At 61.0% G+C, this 20,046-nt stretch carries 23 protein-coding genes; 13 read left to right on the forward strand and 10 right to left on the reverse strand.

Annotation, left to right across the window (positions count from 1 at the left end):
* The coding region (locus Q0T48_RS20770; protein WP_295960617.1) for a PAS domain S-box protein at positions 1-1,661 on the reverse strand (1,661 nt) is incomplete at its 3' end.
* A 318-nt stretch (positions 1,662-1,979) separates the two neighbouring features.
* On the opposite strand from Q0T48_RS20770, the gene Q0T48_RS20775 reads away from it, so the two are divergent.
* The 3 genes from Q0T48_RS20775 to Q0T48_RS20785 are packed head-to-tail and all read left to right on the forward strand — an operon-like array spanning position 1,980 to position 4,443.
* Positions 1,980-2,924, forward strand: coding sequence for a carbohydrate kinase (locus Q0T48_RS20775; RefSeq protein WP_295960813.1), 945 nt, complete (start codon positions 1,980-1,982; stop codon positions 2,922-2,924).
* A 4-nt stretch (positions 2,925-2,928) separates the two neighbouring features.
* Entirely contained in the window at positions 2,929-3,594 is a 666-nt protein-coding gene (locus tag Q0T48_RS20780) for a transaldolase family protein (protein ID WP_295960620.1), read from the forward strand.
* Between the two features lie 27 nt (positions 3,595-3,621).
* Complete coding sequence (locus Q0T48_RS20785) at positions 3,622-4,443, forward strand: pyruvate, water dikinase regulatory protein (RefSeq protein WP_295960622.1); 822 nt, start codon at positions 3,622-3,624, stop codon at positions 4,441-4,443.
* 38 nt (positions 4,444-4,481) lie between these two features.
* On the opposite strand, the gene Q0T48_RS20790 is transcribed toward Q0T48_RS20785, so the two are convergent.
* The 3 genes from Q0T48_RS20790 to Q0T48_RS20800 all read right to left on the reverse strand — a co-directional run bounded on the left by Q0T48_RS20790 (position 4,482) and on the right by Q0T48_RS20800 (position 6,635).
* Entirely contained in the window at positions 4,482-4,772 is a 291-nt protein-coding gene (locus Q0T48_RS20790) for a hypothetical protein (protein ID WP_295960625.1), read from the reverse strand.
* Between the two features lie 338 nt (positions 4,773-5,110).
* Positions 5,111-5,662 carry a hypothetical protein gene (locus Q0T48_RS20795; protein WP_295960627.1) on the reverse strand — a complete coding sequence of 184 codons (552 nt, stop codon included), beginning with the start codon at positions 5,660-5,662 and terminating at the stop codon, positions 5,111-5,113.
* Positions 5,663-5,837: 175 nt separating this feature from the next.
* Positions 5,838-6,635: a beta/gamma crystallin-related protein gene (locus Q0T48_RS20800; RefSeq protein WP_295960629.1), complete on the reverse strand. Its 798-nt coding sequence runs from the start codon at positions 6,633-6,635 to the stop codon at positions 5,838-5,840.
* A 336-nt stretch (positions 6,636-6,971) separates the two neighbouring features.
* On the opposite strand from Q0T48_RS20800, the gene Q0T48_RS20805 reads away from it, so the two are divergent.
* On the forward strand, positions 6,972-7,382 hold the full coding sequence (locus Q0T48_RS20805; RefSeq protein ID WP_295960632.1) for a response regulator: 411 nt from the start codon (positions 6,972-6,974) through the stop codon (positions 7,380-7,382).
* A gap of 20 nt (positions 7,383-7,402) precedes the next feature.
* Here Q0T48_RS20805 and Q0T48_RS20810 read toward each other — a convergent pair whose 3' ends face one another.
* A complete protein-coding gene (locus tag Q0T48_RS20810; protein WP_295960634.1) occupies positions 7,403-8,035 on the reverse strand; it encodes a response regulator transcription factor in 633 nt (210 codons plus the stop codon).
* 124 nt (positions 8,036-8,159) lie between these two features.
* Between Q0T48_RS20810 and Q0T48_RS20815 the strand changes: the two genes are divergently transcribed.
* From Q0T48_RS20815 to Q0T48_RS20850, 8 genes are all read left to right on the forward strand, one after another.
* A complete protein-coding gene (locus tag Q0T48_RS20815; protein ID WP_295960637.1) occupies positions 8,160-9,524 on the forward strand; it encodes a CHASE3 domain-containing protein in 1,365 nt (454 codons plus the stop codon).
* A 199-nt stretch (positions 9,525-9,723) separates the two neighbouring features.
* Positions 9,724-9,888 (forward strand): DUF1328 domain-containing protein, encoded by a 165-nt coding sequence (locus Q0T48_RS20820; RefSeq protein ID WP_295960640.1) that lies wholly within the window; start codon positions 9,724-9,726, stop codon positions 9,886-9,888.
* A 42-nt stretch (positions 9,889-9,930) separates the two neighbouring features.
* Positions 9,931-10,311 (forward strand): hypothetical protein, encoded by a 381-nt coding sequence (locus Q0T48_RS20825; RefSeq protein WP_295960644.1) that lies wholly within the window; start codon positions 9,931-9,933, stop codon positions 10,309-10,311.
* A 42-nt stretch (positions 10,312-10,353) separates the two neighbouring features.
* Positions 10,354-10,731, forward strand: a complete 378-nt coding sequence (locus tag Q0T48_RS20830; protein WP_295960647.1) for a hypothetical protein — start codon at positions 10,354-10,356, stop codon at positions 10,729-10,731.
* Positions 10,728-11,237, forward strand: a complete 510-nt coding sequence (locus Q0T48_RS20835; protein ID WP_295960650.1) for a hypothetical protein — start codon at positions 10,728-10,730, stop codon at positions 11,235-11,237. The genes Q0T48_RS20830 and Q0T48_RS20835 overlap by 4 nt, the downstream gene beginning before the upstream one ends.
* Positions 11,238-11,255: 18 nt before the next feature.
* A complete protein-coding gene (gene kaiC, locus Q0T48_RS20840; protein ID WP_295960653.1) occupies positions 11,256-12,989 on the forward strand; it encodes a circadian clock protein KaiC in 1,734 nt (577 codons plus the stop codon).
* A 7-nt stretch (positions 12,990-12,996) separates the two neighbouring features.
* Positions 12,997-13,278, forward strand: a complete 282-nt coding sequence (locus Q0T48_RS20845; protein ID WP_295960657.1) for a circadian clock KaiB family protein — start codon at positions 12,997-12,999, stop codon at positions 13,276-13,278.
* Positions 13,279-13,283: 5 nt separating this feature from the next.
* Positions 13,284-16,049, forward strand: a complete 2,766-nt coding sequence (locus Q0T48_RS20850) for an EAL domain-containing protein (protein WP_295960659.1) — start codon at positions 13,284-13,286, stop codon at positions 16,047-16,049.
* 21 nt (positions 16,050-16,070) lie between these two features.
* Here the strand turns inward: Q0T48_RS20850 and Q0T48_RS20855 are convergent, their stop codons facing one another.
* The 5 genes from Q0T48_RS20855 to Q0T48_RS20875 form a co-directional block, all read right to left on the reverse strand.
* The gene (locus tag Q0T48_RS20855) at positions 16,071-16,898 is read right to left on the reverse strand and encodes a universal stress protein (protein ID WP_295960662.1); all 828 of its coding nucleotides are present in this window, start codon (positions 16,896-16,898) and stop codon (positions 16,071-16,073) included.
* A gap of 25 nt (positions 16,899-16,923) precedes the next feature.
* Entirely contained in the window at positions 16,924-17,322 is a 399-nt protein-coding gene (locus tag Q0T48_RS20860) for a DUF2177 family protein (RefSeq protein WP_295960664.1), read from the reverse strand.
* Positions 17,319-18,698: a cardiolipin synthase gene (gene cls, locus Q0T48_RS20865; protein WP_295960667.1), complete on the reverse strand. Its 1,380-nt coding sequence runs from the start codon at positions 18,696-18,698 to the stop codon at positions 17,319-17,321. The genes Q0T48_RS20860 and cls overlap by 4 nt, the downstream gene beginning before the upstream one ends.
* A gap of 25 nt (positions 18,699-18,723) precedes the next feature.
* Positions 18,724-18,882, reverse strand: a complete 159-nt coding sequence (locus Q0T48_RS20870; RefSeq protein ID WP_295960671.1) for a DUF3309 family protein — start codon at positions 18,880-18,882, stop codon at positions 18,724-18,726.
* Between the two features lie 81 nt (positions 18,883-18,963).
* Positions 18,964-19,182 carry a hypothetical protein gene (locus Q0T48_RS20875; RefSeq protein WP_295960674.1) on the reverse strand — a complete coding sequence of 73 codons (219 nt, stop codon included), beginning with the start codon at positions 19,180-19,182 and terminating at the stop codon, positions 18,964-18,966.
* Positions 19,183-19,292: 110 nt separating this feature from the next.
* On the opposite strand from Q0T48_RS20875, the gene Q0T48_RS20880 reads away from it, so the two are divergent.
* Entirely contained in the window at positions 19,293-20,030 is a 738-nt protein-coding gene (locus Q0T48_RS20880) for a Crp/Fnr family transcriptional regulator (RefSeq protein WP_295960676.1), read from the forward strand.
* Positions 20,031-20,046 lie beyond the last annotated feature (16 nt).

Here is a 20,046-nt window from a genome sequence, read left to right on the forward strand (position 1 = left end):
GCGCGCTGGGCCTGGGCGGCGGTTTCATCCAGGCTGCTGACCAGCAGCTCTTGCTTGCCTTGTTCCGCAAAGGCCTTGGCGGCGCTGGCGAAGTTGCTCAGCGCGGCCAGCGGCTGGTTCAGCTCGTGGGCCAGGGTGGAGGCCATTTCGCCCAGGCTGGCCAGGCGCTGGGCGTGCTGCAGTTGCTCCTCGTGCTGGCGCTGGCGCAGGGCGCTGCGTTTTTGCTCGGTGATGTCCACCACCGTGCTCATCCATCCGCTGTGCTGGCCCTGGGCATCGATGAGCCGGGCGGTGTAGACCATGGTCAGCACGTCGTGCCCGTCGCGGTGGCGTACGCGGGATTCAAAGCCCGACAGCGCGGCCTGCCCGCTCATGGTGGCGTCGTTGTTGTGCCAGTGCTGCTCTACGTCGTCCGGGTGCCAGTAGGGGTACGGCGGCAGGCGGCCCAGCAGCTCGTCGGCGCGGTAGCCGGTCATGGCGCACAGGGCGGGGTTGACGTAGATGATGTGGCCGTCTAGGTCGCGGGCGCGCATGCCCACCACCAGCGAGTCTTCCATGGCTTTGCGAAAGGCGTGGGCTTCGTCCAGCTCGGCGGTGCGCTCGCGCACCCGCACCTCCAGCTCGCGGCGGGCATCGCGCTGCTCGGCAAAGCGGCGCTCGCGCAGTTGCCAGTACAGGGCCCCCAGCAGCAGCAGGCCCGCACCCAGCAAGCCCAGCATCCAGGTGCGTTCGCGGGCGCGGGTGACTGCTGCGTAGTCGGCCATCACGGTGAGGGTCCAGCCCAGCTCTGGAAGGGCTTCGTCCACCGCCAGAAACTGGCGCGGCTTGCCGTCGATGCGGGTCTGGACCAGGTAGCCGGGGGCATCGGCCGTGCGGTCCAGCGTCCAGGGCAGCCGCGGGAAGCTGTGGTGCGCGCCGTACTGCTGGTGGCTGAGCACCCAGTCCAGATCGTCGCCCGCCACGGCCCGGGTGGCCTGGTACAGCCAGGGCAGCACCGAGCCCAAAAACACAATGCCGCGCGTATCGGCGAGCAAAATCGGGTCGCGCACAAAGCCCCAGGCCTCCTGGATCTGCCGCAGGCTGACCTTGACGGTGACCACGCCCAGCACCACGCTGCCCTGGCGCACCGGGGCCGACAAAAACAGCCCCGGCTCGCCAGTGGTCTGGCCCACGCCGTAAAACTGGCCGTTGCGGCCCGCCAGCGCGTCGCTGAAGTACGGGCGGTTGGCATACGACTGACCGACAAAGCTCTGCGCCGTGTTCCAGTTGCTGGCCGCAAGGGTGCTGCCCTGCGGGTTGATGAGGTACAGCGCATCCGAGCCCGCGCGGCGGTTCACCTCTTCGATGTAGTGGTTGGCGCGCAGCTGCACGGCGGAGTCGTGCGGCTGCGCCAGCGCGGCCAGCACGTCGGGGTGCTGCGCCACCGTAAAAGGCAGGTAGCTGTACTTGGCCGCCGCGCCGCGCAGGGCCAAGGCATGGACTTCGATGGCGCGGTGGATGCTGTCGGCCTGGAAGCTGGCCTCGCGCCGCGCCGACCACTGCCCGGCCGCCGCGATCAGCAGCAAAGCCAGCGCCACTACGCCCACCCACAGCCAGCGGGTACGGCGGCGGGCCCATGGCAATGGGGTAATGGGGAGTGACAACACGGAAAGGGTAGACACAGTGGTATGTCAAAGATTGTGCCCGAGGGGCTGCGCTGGGTAAAAGTACCAGCTTGGCGCTTTTGCGTACCAGTCTGCGCCGTGGTGCACACGACCGGCCCAAGCACCCTGTACCGGGGCGAAATTAACTTGTCCGCCAGGGCTTGTAAGTCACTACATTTTTAATAGCTGTATGCGAAGGCTATATATGCGCTAGATGCCTTAAATATCCTTAACCTTCAGGTAACCACAGTGTTACCCCCTGCGCCCTGCCCACAGTAAGATAGTTGCGCACTTCTCACACACACAACAACACCGCAGAGACTCACCATGCCCGACATCCGCATTGCCATCGTTGGCGAATCCCTGATCGACTTCACCGCCACCAGCGGCCTCAACTTTGAAGGCCACGAAGGCGGCGCTCCCACCAACAGCGCCATCGCCACCGCCCGCCTGGGCCAGGCCATCGGCTTCATCAGCCAGCTCTCAACCGACCTGTTTGGCGAACGCCTGCTGAAGCACCTGGAAGGCAACGGCGTGGACACGCGCTGGGTGCTGCGCAGCGACGCCCCCAGCACCCTGGCCTTCGTAGAGCGCACGCCGTTGACCAACCGCTATGCCTTCTACACCCAGGGCACGGCCGACACGCAGTGGAACCCCGCCACCCTGCCCGCCCTGCCCGAGAGCTGCCGCTTTTTGCAGTTTGGCTCCATCGCCCTGCTGCACGAGCCTGCAGCCAGCCGTATCATCGACCTGGTGCAAGCCCAGCAAGGCCAGCGCATCGTCTTGTTTGACCCCAATGTGCGCCTGAGCCTGATCAAGGATCTGCCCGCCTTCCGCGCCAACATCTACCGCTGGTCGGCCTACAGCAACCTGATGAAGTTCAGCGACGAAGATGCCGCCGCGCTGGCCCCCGGCCTGAGCCTGGCCGAGGCGGCCGCCAGCTTCATGCACAGCGACAGCGGCCCGCGCGCCGTGGTCATCACCCGCGGTGGCGACGGTGCCACGCTGTTCCGCCGCGGCCATGCGCCGCTGGAAATCCAGGCCCCCAAGATCACCGTGGCCGACACCATCGGCGCGGGCGATACCTTTGACGCGGGCCTGACTGTCGGCCTGCTGGAGCAAGGCGTGGAGCAGGTCGCCCAGCTCGACAGCCTGCCCGATGCCAAATGGCTGGCCGTGCTGCGCTTTGCCGCCAAGGCCGCCGCCATCAACTGCACCCGCGAAGGTGCCAACCCGCCCTCTCGCGCCGAGCTGCAGGTGGCGCTGGACGCACAGGCATAACACCATGGCTGCTTTCCACCTCTACCTCGACAGTGCCGATCTGGCCGACCTGAAAACCTGCCTGCCGCACCCTGCCGTGCATGGCATCACCACCAACCCCACGCTGCTGCGCCGGGCCGGCATCACCCGCAGCACGCTGCCCCAGTTGCTGCATACCGCCATCAAACTAGGGGCCAAACAAGTGCAGGCCCAGGTACATGCCGCAGACACCGACGGCATCCTGGCCGATGCCAAAGAGCTAGTGCGTGAATTCAACCCCGGTCAACTGGTCGTGAAAATCCCCGCTACCCGCGACGGCCTGCGCGCCGGGGCCGAGCTGAGTGCCGGGGGCATCCCCGTCACCTACACCGCGGTGTACGCGCCCGAGCAGGCCCACTTTGCCGGGCAACTGGGTGCTGCCTACGCCGCGCCCTACCTGGGTCGGCTGGAAGATTCCGGGGTGGACGGCCTGGCCCTGATCGGCCAAATGCAAAGCCTGTTGGCAGGCACCAGCACCCGCCTGCTGGTGGCCAGCATCCGCTCGCGCGCCGCCTACCTGGCGCTGCTGCACCTGGGCGTGGGCTCCATCACCATTCCGCCCAAGTTGTTCACCGAACTGTTTGACCACACGGCCACCTTGGATGCCGAGCGTGGTTTTTTGGCGGATGCGGCAGCGCTGGACGGGCTGTAAACCGTTGACATCCTGCAAAATGGAGGTATGACCGACCGCACCGTATTCTTTATCTCCGATGGCACCGGCATCACTGCCGAAACTTTTGGCAACGCCATCCTGGCGCAGTTTTCCATGGCCCCGCGCCATGTGCGGCTGCCGTTTACCGACACGGTAGACAAGGCCCACCAGGCGGTACGGCAGATCAACCACACGGCCGAGCTGGAGGGCAAACGGCCCATCGTCTTCACCACGCTGGTGAACATGGACGTGCTCAAGGTGATCACCGAAAACTGCAAGGGCATGCTGCTGGACATGTTTGGCACCTTTGTGAACCCGCTGGAGGCCGAGCTGGGCATCAAGTCCAACCACCGGATTGGCCGCTTCAGCGACGTCAGCAAAAGCCAGGCCTACACCGACCGCATCGAGGCCATCAACTTCAGCCTGGAGCATGACGACGGCCAGACCCACCGCGACCTGGGCAAGGCTGATGTGATCCTGGTGGGTGTGAGCCGCAGCGGCAAAACCCCCACCGCGCTGTACCTGGCTATGCAGTACGGCCTGAAGGCGGCCAACTACCCGCTGATTCCCGAAGACTTTGAGCGCCGCCAGTTGCCCCCCGCGCTGCTGGAGCACCGCAAAAAGATCTTCGGCCTGTCGATCCAGCCCGAGCGCCTGAGCGAGATCCGCAACGAGCGCCGCCCCAACTCGAAATACGCTGCGCTGGAGAACTGCCGCATGGAGGTGAGCGAGGCCGAAGCCATGATGCGCCGCAGCGGCATCCGCTGGCTGTCCAGCACCACCAAGTCGATTGAAGAGATTGCCACCACCATCCTGCAGGAAATCAAGCCCGAACGGCTGGTGTACTAAAACGGTAGGGAACGGATGCCGCAACGGCATCCGGGGGGTCAGATAGGCAGTGTGAAGACCAGCGCCGCCGCCCGCTCGGTGGCGTTGTGACCTTGTAAAGCCAGGTCCCATTCAGGGCCTGTAGCACCGGTCTCGGGCGTGAGGCCCTGGGTCATGACCGTGACCTCTTCCACCATAGCGTCGAACTCGGCGGCCAGTACACGCGTCGGCAAAAACAGCCGCGCCACCATCGACCCGCCCGAGTCAATCACCACCAGATAGCGTACCGGCAACCGATGGGCGGTCGGGTCGGTGCCGCGCGGCGTTTCCATCCCAAATGTTTGGCTCATGGGTTTATCTTGCCACACATACCAGGGCAGAGATAGAGGAAATTGCGTAGCAAGTAGAGGTCGATTTACAGCGTTTGGGTGTGTAGTCGAATCTGTTGCGCTCACCTTCTGGCGCTTGTGGTCCAAGGTCAATATGCTACATTTTTAGTAGCTACTAGCGTATATTCCACCTACGCTAGAGGCCTAAAATATCTAAAATTTATAGGTATCACCCCTGGCGAACACCGCAGAACTGGCCTTGCCAGAGTGCGGGTATTGCCTCGTGCAAAAGGAGATGGCCAAAACATGCGTTATCGGCCCTTTGGGCCGATAACGGACACTGTGCAGCCTGAGAGCAGTTAAGACTTTCCGAACTGGGCCTTGGCAGCGGCGATGCAGCTATCTTTGGCGTTGCCGGCCAACGCATCACACTTCTGGGCGGCCACCTTGTAGTCGGCATCGCGCTTATCTTCGGCAGCATCTTTTTTGGCTTCACCAATTTTCTCGCTGGTACGGGCATCGGCCTTGGCCTTTACTTCGACGGCCTTGGCCTCCTTCACGCAGACCGACTTGTCGTTACCGGCCTTGTCGTCGCACTTTTCCTTGGCCACAGCGTAGGCGGTTTCGGCCTTTACTTCCAGGGCGCTGATATGGTCTGCGGGCTTGCCGGAATAGGCGTACTTGAGTTCGGCACTAGCTACTTTTCCTTTGGCCTTGGCTTCTTCGAGACAAACGTCTTTGCCGTTACCGGCCAGCGATGCACAAGCGGCCTTGTCGGTCTTGTAGTCGGCGCTGATACGGGTCTTGCCCACCTCGTAGTCGTCCTTGCTCAGATTGGCCGCGTGGGCAGCCGACAACACCAGCATGGATGCGACGAGGACAGAGGCTTTGAAGTTGAAAAATGTACGCATAAAAACTCCTTGTTAAACAGGTTGGTAGAGAAGTTTCAGTGTCCGTGGCAGCGGGCATCTGGCCCAGCAGACAGCGCCGCAGATTGGCGTAGCGGATGTCCTACACGGTGGTGTATCGGCAGTTTTCGCCCACAAAAAACGGCCCCGAAGGGCCGTGTTGGGAGCAGACACAGGTTTAAACGCGTGGCTCACCCTGGCGGTTCACGGTGACGGTTCGGCCCGGCTGCGAGGTCATCTGGATACGGTGCTCCTGGCCACGGAAGTTGTAGGTCACATCCCAGTATGCGGGACGTGCCGCTGGCTCATTGGCGCAACGCTGTACGTTTTGTGCAGGCCGGCCGCCGTTACGGCCCACCTGGGAACCCACAGCGGCACCAGCGACTGCACCACCGGCGGTAGCGATGTCCTGGCCACGTCCACCACCCACCTGGTGCCCCAGGATGCCGCCCAGCAAGGCACCTACTACGGCACCGCCAATATTGGCACCGCCTTGTTGCTGCACTTCTTCCTTCTCCATCCAGCAGCGCTGTTGGGGTGGGCCGACCACGGCGCGCACCGAGGTTACGTCGGCCTCGTACAGACGCTCGTTGTTGCGGCGGCGGTTGTCATACACCGGCTCGGGCGGTGGAGCGTAACGCCCATCGTCCACCCGTGCATTGCCGCCCACCACGCGCACCGACGACACCCGGTCGTTCAGCCCCATGGCGGCCAGTGAAGGGTAGCGGCCGGGGCGTAGCACCACGCAGCGGCCGCTGAATTGCGCGTCTTCACAGACTTCCTGCCGTTGGCCCAATACCACCACGGAGGATGCGCGGTCGTTGAAGCCAAAACGCTGAAAATTTTCTACCCGGTTTTGGCTGGTGAAAGAGCGGCCCTGAAAACCTTCGTTTTCGTAAAATGTGGCCTGTGCGGCTGCGTGCCCGGCAATGGCCAGGGCGGCAATAGCCAAGGTGGTTTTGAAAGGGGTGTGCATGCAAGTCTCCTGTAGATCCTGGGAATCCCGGCGCGAAACGACCCGGGGCTTAAAATTAAGTGTCCACAGCCAAGGCCGTACTGCCAAGCAGACGGTGCCGCACCCAAGGGTAGTGTTTGTCCTACATCGGCAAGCCAGCACCCGGGTTTTGTAAGAATTGTCTTACACGCTGTAGCGTGTGTGCCCGATGGCTAGCGCCCGATTTCAAAGGCATACTGATTCAGTGTTTTTGTATTTGTAGTTCTCCTCTGGTGTGGATTGCTTCCACACCACAGAATTTGGTAACGTAGGACCAGCGTCTCCAGCGCTGGAACCCAGGAAGTAGTGTCAGAGTCCATGCCCCAACTCAAGACGTACATCGTCGAAGACAGCCCCGTCATCCGCGAAAGTCTGATCGCCACATTGGAAGAACTCGTTCCGGTGAAAGTGATTGGCACCGCAGAAGACGAAAGCACCGCGGTGCAATGGCTGACTGCGCCGCAAAACCATGCCGACCTGGTGATCGTCGATATTTTCTTGAAAGCGGGTTCTGGTCTGGGTGTGCTGCGCTCTGCACATGCAGTGCATGCACGGCGCAACTTGGTGGTGCTGAGCAATTACGCCACGGCCGACATGCGCCGTAAATGCCTGGAACTAGGTGCCGACCGGGTGTTTGACAAATCCAACGAAATTGATGCGTTGATCACCTACTGTGGCCGATTGGCCGAGGGTGGCACCGGAGATACCGACACCGCCACACTGGCATGAACCATGGCGTAGGCCGCGGCCTACTGGATCAAGCCGTTTTTCAGCGCGTAGTAGGTCAGGTCGCTGTTGGATTCCAGCAGCATTTTTTCCATCACCCTGGTGCGGTAGGTGCTGACAGTTTTCACGCTCAGCGACATGCTGACGGCCATATGGCCAATGGTTTCGCCCTTGGCCAACCGCAAAAAGACCTGCAATTCACGCTCGGACAGCTGTTCGTGCAAGGGTTTGTCGCCCCCACCGGTCAGGCCGTCGGCCAGCCGCTCGGCGACCCCGGCGGTGATGTATTTACGGCCCCGGCACACGGTGCGGATGGCTTTGACGATTTCTTCGGGGTCACAGTCTTTGTTCAGGTAGCCGCTGGCCCCCTGGCGCAGCAAGGTGGTGGCGTAATGCTCTTCGGCAAAGCCACTGAGAATGAGCACCGGCAGGTCGGGCGCACGGGCTTTGATGGCCACCAGCGCGTCGACGCCGCTGTGGTCGGGCATGGAGATGTCCATCACCACCACATCGACCTCGCCCTTGCGCACGATGTCCAGCGCCTCGCGGCCATTGGTGGCTTCGGCCACCACAGAAAAGTCGATCTGGTCGGCAAAAAACTGGCGCAATCCAGCGCGGACCATAGCGTGGTCGTCAACAATAGCAATTCGAATCATGGTGTGTAGGGTAACTTCTTTAAGGCATTTGCACTGCCCGCTCGCGAGGCTAAATGCCCCGGCCGGGCTCTGCGCACGCCGTACTTGTCCTACATGATCACACATTTTTGACTGAGCCCAAAACATGAGATTTATCAAAGTCGTTAGAGGCAATCGGATCGCGTTTTCACTGGCAGGTGGTTTTGCCCTGGCGATTCTGCTGATCAGTGAAGGATCGTATCAACGGTCCGTCGCCCGGTTGGACGCGGTGCCCGCCATGTCCCAGGCGCGCAACAGCATCCAGAGCCTGGTCGATGGCGTGGTAAATGCGGAAACCAGCGAACGCGGCTACCTGGTCACGGGCCGCGCGGAATACCGTGCGCCTTATGACGAGGCGATCAAAAAAGTCAGTACATCGCTGGAATACCTCGTGCCGTATTACAGCAACAAACCCGAGGCGGCCGTGATTTTGTCCCGGTTGCAAACCGCCACTGAAACCAAGCTATCCGAACTGGCACTGACCATCCAACTGATCGACGAAGGCAAGCCGGAAGCTGCCAAAGAGATCATGATGAGCGATATCGGCAAAGAGCAGATGGAGATCGTGCGCAAGACCACCAACGAGCTGCAGGACTATGAGTTGCGCAATATCACGCAAAACCGCCAGGGTATTTATGCCTCTTTGATGCTCAGCCATATCGGGGTGGCCGGTTTGATGGTGTTGGGTTTGCTGGCGCTGTTTATGTACTTACGGCAAATTTTTCTGTTTACGCAGCAGCAAATCGAACTGCAACGCATGCTGCAGGCCGAACGTAACCAGCTAGAGGCCGAGGTACTAGAGCGCACGGCGCAACTGACCCAACTGGCCCAGCATTTGCAAACCGCCCGCGAAGACGAACGCAACCGCCTGGCGCGTAACCTGCACGACGATCTGGGCTCGCTGCTGACCTCCGCCAAACTAGATGCTGCCCGCATAAAGTCGCGCCTGATGGCTACTGCCCCAGAGGCTTTGGACCTGCTGGCGCACTTGGTGAGCACGCTCAACAGCGGTATTGCCCTGGGGCGACGCATTATTGAAGACCTGCGCCCATCCGCCCTGAGCAACCTGGGGCTGGTGTCCACACTGGAGATTTTGGCGCGCGAGTTTGCCGACAGCACCGAGGTGCAGGTGCACACCACGCTGGCCCCAGTGGAGCTCAACCCCGCCGCCGAGCTGATGGTCTACCGGCTGGTGCAAGAGGCCATCACCAACATCACCAAATATGCCAAGGCGAAACAGGTGTGGATTGAATTGGGAACCCACAATAACGAGGTGGAAGTGTCGGTACGGGACGACGGGGTGGGCTTCAACACCAGCACCAAGCCCCAATCTGCCTACGGACTGGTAGGCATGCGCTTTCGGGTGGAAGCCGAGGGCGGAGTGCTGTCGCTGGCCTCGGCACCAGGGCAAGGTACGTTGATCCGCGCCAAGCTGCCGGCCGCAGTGCTCAAGGACACAGCGGCCTTGTAAACCTCCCCAGGACGCAGGCGTACGCGTCCTGTCAGCGGTGTCCTACACAGGCTTCCGCATTCTCCCCACAGGGCTACGGCAACGCTGCCTATCGCCCACAACAGCAGGTCGGCAGACACTTGGGACATCGCAGCAACATTGGCTGCGATGTCCCAAGAACCCGGACGCGCCTAGGCCGCCCACACTGCAAAGAACTGCCATGTTGCACTACGCTGTTATCTTCTTCGTGATCGCATTGATCGCGGCCCTGTTTGGCTTTACTGGCATTGCCGCCAGTGCCGTGGGCATTGCCAAAATTCTGTTCATTGTGTTTGCTGTACTGGCTGTGGCCAGCTTTTTGTTCGGACTGATCAAAAAGGGATAGCCGACTACACAGTCAATTTTTAACCACCTCAAAGAAAAAACCATGTTTAATACCAAAACTGTAGAACCCACTAACAACCTGGCTGACCAAGCTGCCGACACCGCAACCGATGCCATCAAGACAACCCAGCGCGCCGCCAACAGCACGCTGGACAGCCTGAACAGCACCGTGCAAGACCTGCGTCGGCAAGCCGCACCGCTGTTGAACCGTGCCGCCGAAAGTGCCAATGCCTACCTGCAACAAGGCCTGGACGCGGTACATGATGGCTCCGACAAAGTGCGCACCCAGGCCCGCAACGCCTCGGCCCGTACCGTCAACTACATCAAGGACGAACCGGTCAAATCCATCCTGATCGCCGCTGCTGCCGGTGCAGTGCTAACGGCCCTGGTGCAAATCGCCAGCCGCTCGCGCGACGACCGCTAAGCCCTCTGCCCGCCACGCCGCACCACGGAAGTCCAGCGCATGATGCATCCCCTGCTCCGCCTGATAGCGACCCAGCCCCAATTGCTGGTAGACCACGTCGAGGCCTACGCCGATTTGCTGGCCGAAGAAATCGGCCATGTATCCAGCGCCTGGAAGCTGCGTACCTTGCTGTATGCGGTCGCCTTGTGCAGTGTGGTGGTGGCAACGGTGTTGGCAGGCGTGGCACTGATACTGTGGGCCGTGGTGCCGTTTTCTGAAATGCACGCGCCTTGGGCCTTGGTGGCTGCGCCCCTACTGCCAATTGCCGGGGCCATTTGGTGCCTGGCCGCTGCGCGCAGGGAAACCAACCAGGGCTTCAATAACCTGCGCAAACAGATCAAAGCCGATATGGGGATGCTGCGCGAAGTGAGCGCACCGTGAGCGCAGAACTGGCCGTACCGGCTATGAAAGCCACCGAGCGCCTGGAAAAATCACGCGCATTGCTGCACCAGGCCATGCGTGGCAATCCCAAAAAACAGCCATCGCCGGGTTCGCGTACACCGGCTCCGGAGTGGCTGGGCAACCTTAAATCCATTCCCATGGTGAGCGTGCTGGTCGAAGCCATCAGCAGCTGGTGGATGCAGCATCCGCTGCGCGTCGCCAGTCTGCTGGCAGCAGACACCAGCCGTGCCATGGTGCAACCCCTGGCGCGACGTAACCCGCTCGGTTTGGCTTTGGGTGCACTGGCCCTGGGTGCTTTGGTGGCGTGGACACGCCCGTGGCGCTGGGTACTGAAACCCGCCATGTTTGCCGGCTTATGGCCCCAGTTGCTGTCCAAAGGGATTGCCCATTTGCCGCTGGAATCGTGGTTGGCGGCCTTGGGTTCGGTAGCGTGGCCAAAGCCTGCTGCGCACAGCAGCACCACCGACAGCCCACCACTTACTTAGCCCATTGAGGTCGCTCCCATGAAACCCGCCCGCATATCCCCTGGGACCGCACCGACCAAAACGCCAACCGGTATTGTGGGTTTCGATGAAATTACGCGTGGTGGCTTACCCCGTGGGCGCACGACCCTGCTAGTAGGTGGCCCAGGCTCAGGGAAAACCATTTTTGCGTTGCAGTTTTTGGTGCATGGCGCACAGGAATGTAAAGAGCCGGGCATCTTTGTCGCCTTTGAAGAGGCTTCCGACCGGATTGTGGTCAATGCGGCCAGCTTTGGCTGGAACCTGGGCGCGTTGCGCCGCCGCAAGATTTTATTCATGGATGCGCAACCGCAGCCAGACTTACTACAAGCCGGAGACTTTGACCTGCGCGGCATGATGGCGGCTATCGAAGCCCAAGCCCGGGCCATAGGTGCCAAACGCATCGTCTTTGATGCGCTGGACATTGTGCTGGCGCTGCTACCCGACGCGGCCGCCAAACGGCGCGAAATCTACCGCCTGCACCAATGGTTGTTAGAGCGCGAATTCACCTGGTTGATCACGGCCAAGGCGGGTAGCGATGAAATCAGTTCAATAGGACTGCAGCCCTTTGGCGTAATGCGATTCATGGTGGACTGCACTGTCATCTTGAACCACAGTGTGGCGTTTGGCGTGTCACAGCGCAATTTGCGGGTCCAAAAATACCGGGGTACGGCTTTTGATGAAAACGAATCCCCTTTCCTGATCGGAAAACATGGGCTGGAGGTGGCCGTGGAGCGCACCACCGGTCGTGCCGATGCCACCGTCACCAACGAACGGGTATCCAGCGGCGTAGAGCGGCTGGACACCATGCTGGGTGGCGGCTACTACAGGTGTGCCAGTGTGCTGATCAGTGGTTTTCCGGGTACGGCCAAAACCACGCTGAGCGGCGCGTTTGCCGAGGCTGCCTGCAAGCGCGGCGAGCGCACCCTGTTCATCAGTTTTGACTCCGACGGCACGGAAATCATCCGCAACCTGGCATCGGTAGGCATCCGGCTGGAACGTTACGTCAAAAACAAATGTCTGCGCATGGTGTCAGCGCGCACCATGACAGGCAGCGCTGAAACCTACCTCGGTCACATCCGAGCGCTGGCCACAGAGCACCGCGCCCGTTGCCTGGTCATAGACCCGGTGTCCGCCCTGTCCAAACCCGGCAATGAACTCACAGCGCGCAGTGTGGTGGAACGCCTGATTGCATGGTCCAAAGCCCAGGGCATTACCGTGCTGTGCACGAGTTTGCTGGATGAAATGTCGGACCGGATGGAAGGCGGTGCGCCACTGCAAATCTCTACCCTGGCCGACACCTGGATCCACCTGAACCATCTGGTGCAGGCGGGCGAGCGCAACCGGGGCATGTCCATCATCAAGTCCCGGGGCACGGCGCACTCGAACCAGGTGCGCGAACTGATCCTGAGCGACGCGGGGGTTACCCTAGCGGACACCTACACCGCAGGCGGCGAGGTGCTGATGGGCACGCTGCGCTGGAAGAAAGAAAGCGCTGACCGCGTGGCCAACGAAGTCAGCGAAGTCGCACGCAAGCTCAAAGGCGTACGGCTGGATGCCGAAGAAGCCGAACTGGAAGTACGCACCAAATCGCTGCAGGTGGAACTGGTGGCCAAACAGGTCGAAAAAGCGTTGTCGGCCCGCACCACCGAAAGCCGCGAGGGCGAACTGTCGCGCGGCCGCACCCGCATGCGTGAACTGCGCGGTGCCGATGCAGCAGTGCCTGCAAACAGGTAAGCCCACCATGACACGACACACACTCTTCAGATTTCGCTTGTATGTAGCAGGTGATGCACAGAACTCCATGCAGGCATTGGCCAACCTCAATGCCCTGTGCCGCGCTCATTTGCCAGACCGGCATGAAATCGAAATAATCGATATCTTGCAAGAACCCAAACGTGGGCTGGCAGATGGCATCTTTATGACACCCACACTTGTCAAACTGACCCCGCAACCGATACGGCATATCGTTGGCAGCTTGAACCAAACACAGACCATCCTGATGGCATTGGGGCTGAATAGCTAACCGTTATGGACTTCAAAAAGCGCACACCCATCGTCGACAGCTACCAAGAAGTCCAGGGGCTCATCGAGGTATTGCACGACACCGAGCAGCGTTTGGAAGAACTGACGGGGGGTGAGGTGGATGCGGTCACCAACCATATAGGCCGCACCATCATGCTGCGCCGTGCACAAGACAATTTGCGCCACTATGAGGCCAGTAAGCAAAGTGCCATCCTCAATGCCCTACCGGCCCACATTGCCCTGCTCGATGCGCAGGGAATCATCATTTCGGTCAACGATGCCTGGCAGCGGTTTGCCAGTGCCAATGTGCTGCACAGCGAAAATTTCGGGATGGGTCTGGACTACCTCGCGGTATGTGACGCAGCCGTAGGCGACGCAGCATTTGAGGGCCCTACCGTGGCCGAAGGTATCCGCTCGGTGTTGAAGGGCAAGACACAAAATTTCTCCATCGAATACCCCTGCCATACGCCGACCGAAATGCGCTGGTTTGCACTGACAGTGACCCCGCTAGCCGATGGCACCTGCAATGGTGTGGTGGTGATGCACAAGGATATCACGGCCAAGAAGCTCGACGAGATGGCCTTACTGCGTTTCAGCGCAGCCATGAACGCGATTGCCGATGCCATCTATCTGGTGGACCGCACCAGCATGCGCTTCTTGTATGTGAATGACGCGGCCTGCAGCATGCGCCAGCTGTCGCGTGAGGCTTTGCTGGCAATCACCCCCTGGGACACACTGGCCGTTTCGCGCGCAGAACTAGAGCAAACCTACGACGCTATTGTCGCCAGCGGCGTAGATGCAAAACCCCTGGAAATGCGGCAAACCCGCGACGACGGCAGCAAAATCTGGCTGGAGTTGCGCCGCCATGCCCAGTACTCCGGCGAGCGCTGGACGATTGTCACCCTGGTGCGCGACATCACTGCCCGCAAAAAGTCCGAAGACCGCATCCTCCGCCTCAACCGTGTGTACGCCATGCTCAGTGGCATCAACGCGCTGCAGGTGCGTGTCCGTAACCGCAATGTGTTGCTAAAGTACGCCTGCCTGATCGCGGTCGAAGACGGTGGTTTCTTTGCCAGCTGGATGGGTCTGGTAGACCACAGCACCATGAAGATCGTGCCCGTGGCCTCCCACGGCCTGGACAGCGAATTCCTGGTCATCCTCAAAGACCGCATGGCATCCGAGATCTTCGAGCCTAAGAGAAGATCCTTGGTCACCGCCATACTGGGTGGCAAGTCTGCCGTGGTATCCAACGATCTGCAAAATGATCCCAAGGCCTTTTTTCACCAATTTCACCAGAGCCAAGGGATACGCTCGGCCGTCCTGCTGCCGCTCATGATCGAGGATGAAATCGTCGGTGTATTTACGCTGTACGCCCGTGAACTGGATTTTTTTGGCCCGGAAGAAATGGCTTTGCTGAAAGAGCTGTCGGGGGACATTGCCTTTGCCATTGACCACATCGACAAACAAGACCGGCTCAATTATTTGGCCTACTTCGATGCACTCACCGGGCTGGCCAACCGGCATCTGTTTCTGGAGCGGGTCACGCAGCACATGCGCAGCGCCAGCACCAACAACCAAAAGCTAGCCGTCTTCCTGGTCGACCTGGAAGGCTTTAAAAATATCAATGACAGCTTTGGCCAAGCGGTAGGCGATGCGCTGCTAAAGCAGGTTGCTGGTTGGCTTACACGCAACGTGGGCGATGCCAACCTGGTGGCGCACATCGGGGCCGACCACTTTGCCGTGGTGATGCCTGAAGTCACACAGGTAGACGATGTCGCGCGGGCTCTGGAGAAGGCAAAAAACGAGTTTCTTGAGCACGCCTTCAACCTGAGTGGAGCTCTGTTTCGCATCGCCGCCAAAGTCGGTGTCGCGGTATTCCCGGACGACGGGGCCAGTGCCGACATCTTGCTAAAGTATGCCGAGGCAGCGCTGAAAAAAGCCAAGGTCCGGGGTGATCGCTACCTGTTTTACACCCAGAAAATGACCGAATCGGTGCTGGGCAAACTAACCCTGGAAAACCAGCTGCGCCAGGCCTTGGACAAAGAAGAGTTCGTGCTGTACTACCAGCCCAAAATCCAGCTGGGCAGCGGCAAGCTCACGGGCGTAGAGGCGCTGATCCGCTGGAACGACCCCCGTACCGGCCTCGTCCCGCCCGGGCAGTTCATTCCCATACTGGAAGAAACCGGCCTGATCTACGAGGTGGGGCGCTGGGCGCTGGACAAAGCCATTGCCGACCATCTGCGCTGGCGCAATGCAGGCCTACCGGCGGTGCGCATCGCCGTCAACGTGTCGCCACTGCAGCTGCGCCACCGGGGCTTTATTGCCGAGATACGGCGGGCGGTCGGCCATGACGGGCAGGCGGCGGCAGGGCTGGAGCTGGAAATCACCGAAAGCCTGTTGATGGAAGACATCAACCTGAGCATCGACAGCCTGCAAACCATCCGGGCCATGGGGGTCAGCATTGCCATTGATGATTTTGGCACCGGTTTTTCGTCGCTGAGCTACCTGTCCCGGCTGCCGGTGGACACCCTCAAGATTGACCGCTCTTTCGTGGTCGAAATGACCGCAGGGCGGCAAGGGCTGGCACTGGTATCCACCATCATCGACCTGGCGCACGCCATGCAGCTCAAGGTGGTGGCCGAAGGCGTGGAAACCGAAGAGCAATCGCGCCTGCTGCAAGCGCTGAACTGCGACGAACTGCAAGGTTTTTTGTTCAGCAAGCCGATCCCCGTGGACCTGTTCGAAACACGATTCCTCTCTTTGCCGCGGTAAGCGTACCGGTACCAACCCGGTTCAGTGCGACACCAGCAGGTAGCGGTCGGCATGCTGCAGCAGCTTGCGGGTCACGCCGCCCAGCGCCCATTCGCGCAGACGGCTGTGGCCATAGGCACCAGCCACAATGACCCCTGCGCCCTGCTCCTCGGCAATCGCATCCAGGCCTTTTGCATCGTCACCGGTAGACAGAACCACCAACGGTTGGGCCGCCACACCATGCCGCTGCAGCCACGCCACCACATCGTTCAGGCGTTTATGTGCGTTGGCAAACTCGGCATCGACCACCATTTCGGCCACCACCACGTGCGCGGCCTTTTGCAGCAAGGGCATGGCATCGACCACAGCGCGGCGGGCTTCGCGCGAATCGGTCCAGCCCACCACCACGCGGTCTAACGTGTTGTCTTCCAGCACCGGCGGTACTACAAAGATGGGCCGACCCGACTGCATGATGAGATCGCCCACATGCACCCCGCGCGAGGGGTCCAGGCTGTCCTTGGTACCACGGGCGGTGATGAGCAAGTCCACACTGCGGGCTTCATGCACCACAAAGTCGGCCATAGGCGCAAACATCACCATCGAGCGCCATTCCAGTCCTGTAGCGCGCGCTTGCAGTGCATTGCGGAACTCGGCCTCTGCAGCATCTACCTCGGCCTGCATCTGCTTCTTTTCCTGCTCGATCAGTTCGCCAGACACATAGGCCTCGCCGTACACCATCTGCATCGGTCGGCACACAGCGACACCGACTACGTGGGCGCGGAACCTCTCCGCCAGTTCTCCGGTGGCCTGCAGCACGGCTGTATTCGCGCGCCCCGCCTCCAGTTGCACCATCAACGTTGTGTAGGCCATGTTTAGCTCCTTGTGAAACCCGGTCTCAGAACCTGTCCATCGCCAGCTTGCCCGCGGTGGCGGCTACGGCACTCACGGCACTTCCCCACGCCATGTCTACCAACGACAGCCAAAGCGGCCAGTTCTTTAACGTGGCCAGGTTAGACAAATCATAGGTCGCATATGCCACAAAGCCAAATAGCCCCGCCATCAAAGCGGTGCCGTGCCAACCCGCCACCTCGGCCCGCGGTGCCACGGTAAACACCACCAGCCCCACGGCATACACACCGTAAAACGCCAGCGCCGCCAGGGCCTGGGGCCGCACGGCCATCAAATGCCCAATGCCATCCTGGTACAGCGATTTGGCGATAAAACCCAGCCACAGCACGTCCATCGCCACCATCACCACCGCCACGACCAAACCTGCGACAAAGTATTTATTCATAGCCAATATTCCCAGGCGCGGGCAAACCATTCTTTTAGCCGCAAGTCGATGGCGCGGCGCTGCCAGTCGGCCAGCAGCACCGGGTCGGACTCGGCCAGATCCTTTTCGAACATGGCCTGCACCTGGCTGCCGAAGTCGGCCCCCAGCACCACCGCGTTCAGCTCCTGGTTGTGCAAAAAACTACGCCAGTCCAGGTTGGTCGAGCCCACCGTGGCCCACACGCCGTCGATCAGCGCGGTTTTGGAATGCAGGATGACCCCGCGCCGCTGGTAGATCTTGACCCCCGCCTGCAGCAGCTGCTCGTAGTAGCGCCGCCCGGCGTGGAACACCAGCCACGAGTCGGTCTGGCTGGGCAGGATCAGCGTCACATCCACCCCGCGCGCGGCGGCGGCCTTTAGCGCCGCCAGCAGCTGCGGGTCGGGGGCAAAGTAGGCGTTGGTGAGGCGTACGCTGGTCTCGGCACTGCCTATGGCCGACAGCAGCGTCACATAGATATGGCTGTAGGGCTCATCGGGCGAGCTGCCAATGGCACGCACCACCTGCTGGCCCACCCGCTCGGGCGGTGGAAAGTAATTTTTAGCCGCCAACGGCGGGCCTTTTTGCGCCTCCCAGGTGGCGATGAACAGTTTTTGGAATTCGGCCACCACCGGCCCTTGCAGCTGCAAGTCGGTGTCGCGCCAGGCGAGCCTCTCATCGGTGGGGACGGCTTTGCTGGGCTTGCGCGAACCGCCCGAGTACACGCTGCTGATGTTGATGCCGCCCAGGAACGCGGTGCGGCCGTCCACCACCAGCAGTTTGCGGTGGTCGCGCTGGTTCAGCTCCCACGACTTGCGGGCCAGCAGCGGATTGACGGGGTTGAATTCCAGCACCTGGATGCCACTGTCGGTCAACTGCTGAAAAAACGCCGCCGGGGTGCCCAGCGTGCCCACGCTGTCGCGGATCAGATTCACCTGCACGCCCTGCCGCTGCTTGGCCACCAGCGCCTGGGCAAACTGCTGGCCCACCTCGTCGTCTTCCAGGATGTAGGTTTCCATGTTGATGTGGTCTTGCGCCGCCGCAATGGCCGCAAACATGGCCCGGTAGGTGGCGGGGCCGTCTTGCAGCAGCCGCACCTGGTTACCCGCCGTCAGCAGGCTGCCCACAATCGCCTCTTCCAGCGCCAGGTGGCGTTCAAAAATATCGGTGGGCGTGCTGCCTTGGCTCTGCAAGCGCGCCAGAATCGCCTTGCTTTGCTCCGCCGACAGCGCGCCGTGCGAACCCGCCAGGCGCACCGGCGTACCGCGTGGCTGGGCTATATCGGGGGTGATGGTGGGCAGGCTGCTACAGCCCGCCAAAGCCAGCACCATGGCTGCCACCGCACCACGCAAAAAGCCCATGCTCGGTACTCCGGTTGTATGAATGCTAGATCCTACCCATCAACAGCAGCACGATGACGATGACCACCACCAGCCCAAGGCCGCCGGTAGGGCCATAGCCCCAGTTACTGCTGTGCGACCAGGTCGGCAGCACGCCGATCAGCATCAAAATTAAAACGATCAGGATGATGGTGGTAATGCTCATGGAAATCCCCTTGGTTTGGATGGACAGCAGCAAATGCTGCATGCCGTCAATCTAGGGCTTGGCCCAGCGGTTTACCGTGCGCTAGCGCACATAACCCAGCACTGAGGGATGCAACTCGCGCAATTGCTCCAACGTGTCCAAACACTCTTGCAACATGGGAGACAAAGCATGGCCATTGGCATCGCGCACCACGGTGTCACGCAGACGCGTCATCACCGCCTCAAACAGAAGGTCCCAATCTTCAAGCGCCACCCGATAAGCCTCACCGGGCAGGGGATTCGGTGGATAAGATACGTGCATAAAAGCGTCGAATAAATGTAACGCTGCACTGTATGGGCGTTAGTTCCTAGACAAAGTGTCAAAAGACATGTTGATTTTACCTCCAGAACTCCCTCCCACGAAGGCCCCCCATGGATGAAGTTCGGTGCAGCGCTTGCCCCCTGCGGCCGCTGCCTTTGTTTATTGCGCAAACCGGCGAAGAGCTGGCCTTGGTGCAGTCGCTCAAGCGCCGCGAGGTCCATTTGCGCGCGGGCGAAACCCTGATCCACGAGGGCCAGACCGATGCCCCGCTGTACACCCTGCGTTCCGGCTGGGCCTTTCGCTACAAAACCCTGAGCGATGGGCGGCGGCAAATTTTGACGTTTCTGCTGGCGGGCGACTTCATTGGCGTGCAGCAAAAAATGGGCGATGCCTCGGCCCACGGCGTGCAGACCCTCACCGAAGCGCAGCTGTGTGTGTTCCAGCGCGATGCCCTGTGGGAGCTGCACCGCCAGTCGCCCAGCATGGGCTTCAACATCACCTGGCTGACCGCGCACGAGGAGTCTATGGTGGACGACACCCTGCTGTCGGTCGGGCGGCGCAGCGCCGAGGAGCGCATCGCCATGCTGCTGATCATCTTATTCAAGCGCGCCGCGGCCCTGCAGCCCGATGGTGGCAAGTCTGGCGTGCCGTTTCCGCTGACCCAGCAGCACATTGCCGATGGCCTGGGCCTGTCGCTGGTGCACACCAACAAAACCCTGCGCAAGCTGGAACGCCGGGGCCTGCACTGCATGCAAGACGGGCGTTTGGTGATGCGGGATGTGAAAGCCCTGGCGCGCCTGGCCGACCTCTACGGCGACGGCAAGCCCGCTTTGCGTCCGCTGATTTAGCTATTTATTTAATAGC

Source organism: Rhodoferax sp., assembly GCF_025354435.1.
Lineage (GTDB): Bacteria > Pseudomonadota > Gammaproteobacteria > Burkholderiales > Burkholderiaceae_C > Rhodoferax_B.

Bases quoted from the DNA above. Each gene is read 5' to 3' on its own strand.
- Q0T48_RS20815 (WP_295960637.1), top strand. From the start codon at position 8,160: ATGAGATTTATCAAAGTCGTTAGAGGCAATCGGATCGCGTTTTCACTG.
- Q0T48_RS20805 (WP_295960632.1), top strand. From the start codon at position 6,972: ATGCCCCAACTCAAGACGTACATCGTCGAAGACAGCCCCGTCATCCGC.
- Q0T48_RS20850 (WP_295960659.1), top strand. From the start codon at position 13,284: ATGGACTTCAAAAAGCGCACACCCATCGTCGACAGCTACCAAGAAGTC.
- Q0T48_RS20880 (WP_295960676.1), top strand. From the start codon at position 19,293: ATGGATGAAGTTCGGTGCAGCGCTTGCCCCCTGCGGCCGCTGCCTTTG.
- Q0T48_RS20845 (WP_295960657.1), top strand. From the start codon at position 12,997: ATGACACGACACACACTCTTCAGATTTCGCTTGTATGTAGCAGGTGAT.
- Q0T48_RS20810 (WP_295960634.1), bottom strand. From the start codon at position 8,035: ATGATTCGAATTGCTATTGTTGACGACCACGCTATGGTCCGCGCTGGA.
- Q0T48_RS20785 (WP_295960622.1), top strand. From the start codon at position 3,622: ATGACCGACCGCACCGTATTCTTTATCTCCGATGGCACCGGCATCACT.
- Q0T48_RS20830 (WP_295960647.1), top strand. From the start codon at position 10,354: ATGCATCCCCTGCTCCGCCTGATAGCGACCCAGCCCCAATTGCTGGTA.
- Q0T48_RS20825 (WP_295960644.1), top strand. From the start codon at position 9,931: ATGTTTAATACCAAAACTGTAGAACCCACTAACAACCTGGCTGACCAA.
- Q0T48_RS20780 (WP_295960620.1), top strand. From the start codon at position 2,929: ATGGCTGCTTTCCACCTCTACCTCGACAGTGCCGATCTGGCCGACCTG.
- cls (WP_295960667.1), bottom strand. From the start codon at position 18,698: ATGGGCTTTTTGCGTGGTGCGGTGGCAGCCATGGTGCTGGCTTTGGCG.
- Q0T48_RS20795 (WP_295960627.1), bottom strand. From the start codon at position 5,662: ATGCGTACATTTTTCAACTTCAAAGCCTCTGTCCTCGTCGCATCCATG.
- Q0T48_RS20855 (WP_295960662.1), bottom strand. From the start codon at position 16,898: ATGGCCTACACAACGTTGATGGTGCAACTGGAGGCGGGGCGCGCGAAT.
- Q0T48_RS20800 (WP_295960629.1), bottom strand. From the start codon at position 6,635: ATGCACACCCCTTTCAAAACCACCTTGGCTATTGCCGCCCTGGCCATT.
- Q0T48_RS20790 (WP_295960625.1), bottom strand. From the start codon at position 4,772: ATGAGCCAAACATTTGGGATGGAAACGCCGCGCGGCACCGACCCGACC.
- Q0T48_RS20870 (WP_295960671.1), bottom strand. From the start codon at position 18,882: ATGAGCATTACCACCATCATCCTGATCGTTTTAATTTTGATGCTGATC.
- Q0T48_RS20875 (WP_295960674.1), bottom strand. From the start codon at position 19,182: ATGCACGTATCTTATCCACCGAATCCCCTGCCCGGTGAGGCTTATCGG.
- Q0T48_RS20820 (WP_295960640.1), top strand. From the start codon at position 9,724: ATGTTGCACTACGCTGTTATCTTCTTCGTGATCGCATTGATCGCGGCC.
- kaiC (WP_295960653.1), top strand. From the start codon at position 11,256: ATGAAACCCGCCCGCATATCCCCTGGGACCGCACCGACCAAAACGCCA.
- Q0T48_RS20860 (WP_295960664.1), bottom strand. From the start codon at position 17,322: ATGAATAAATACTTTGTCGCAGGTTTGGTCGTGGCGGTGGTGATGGTG.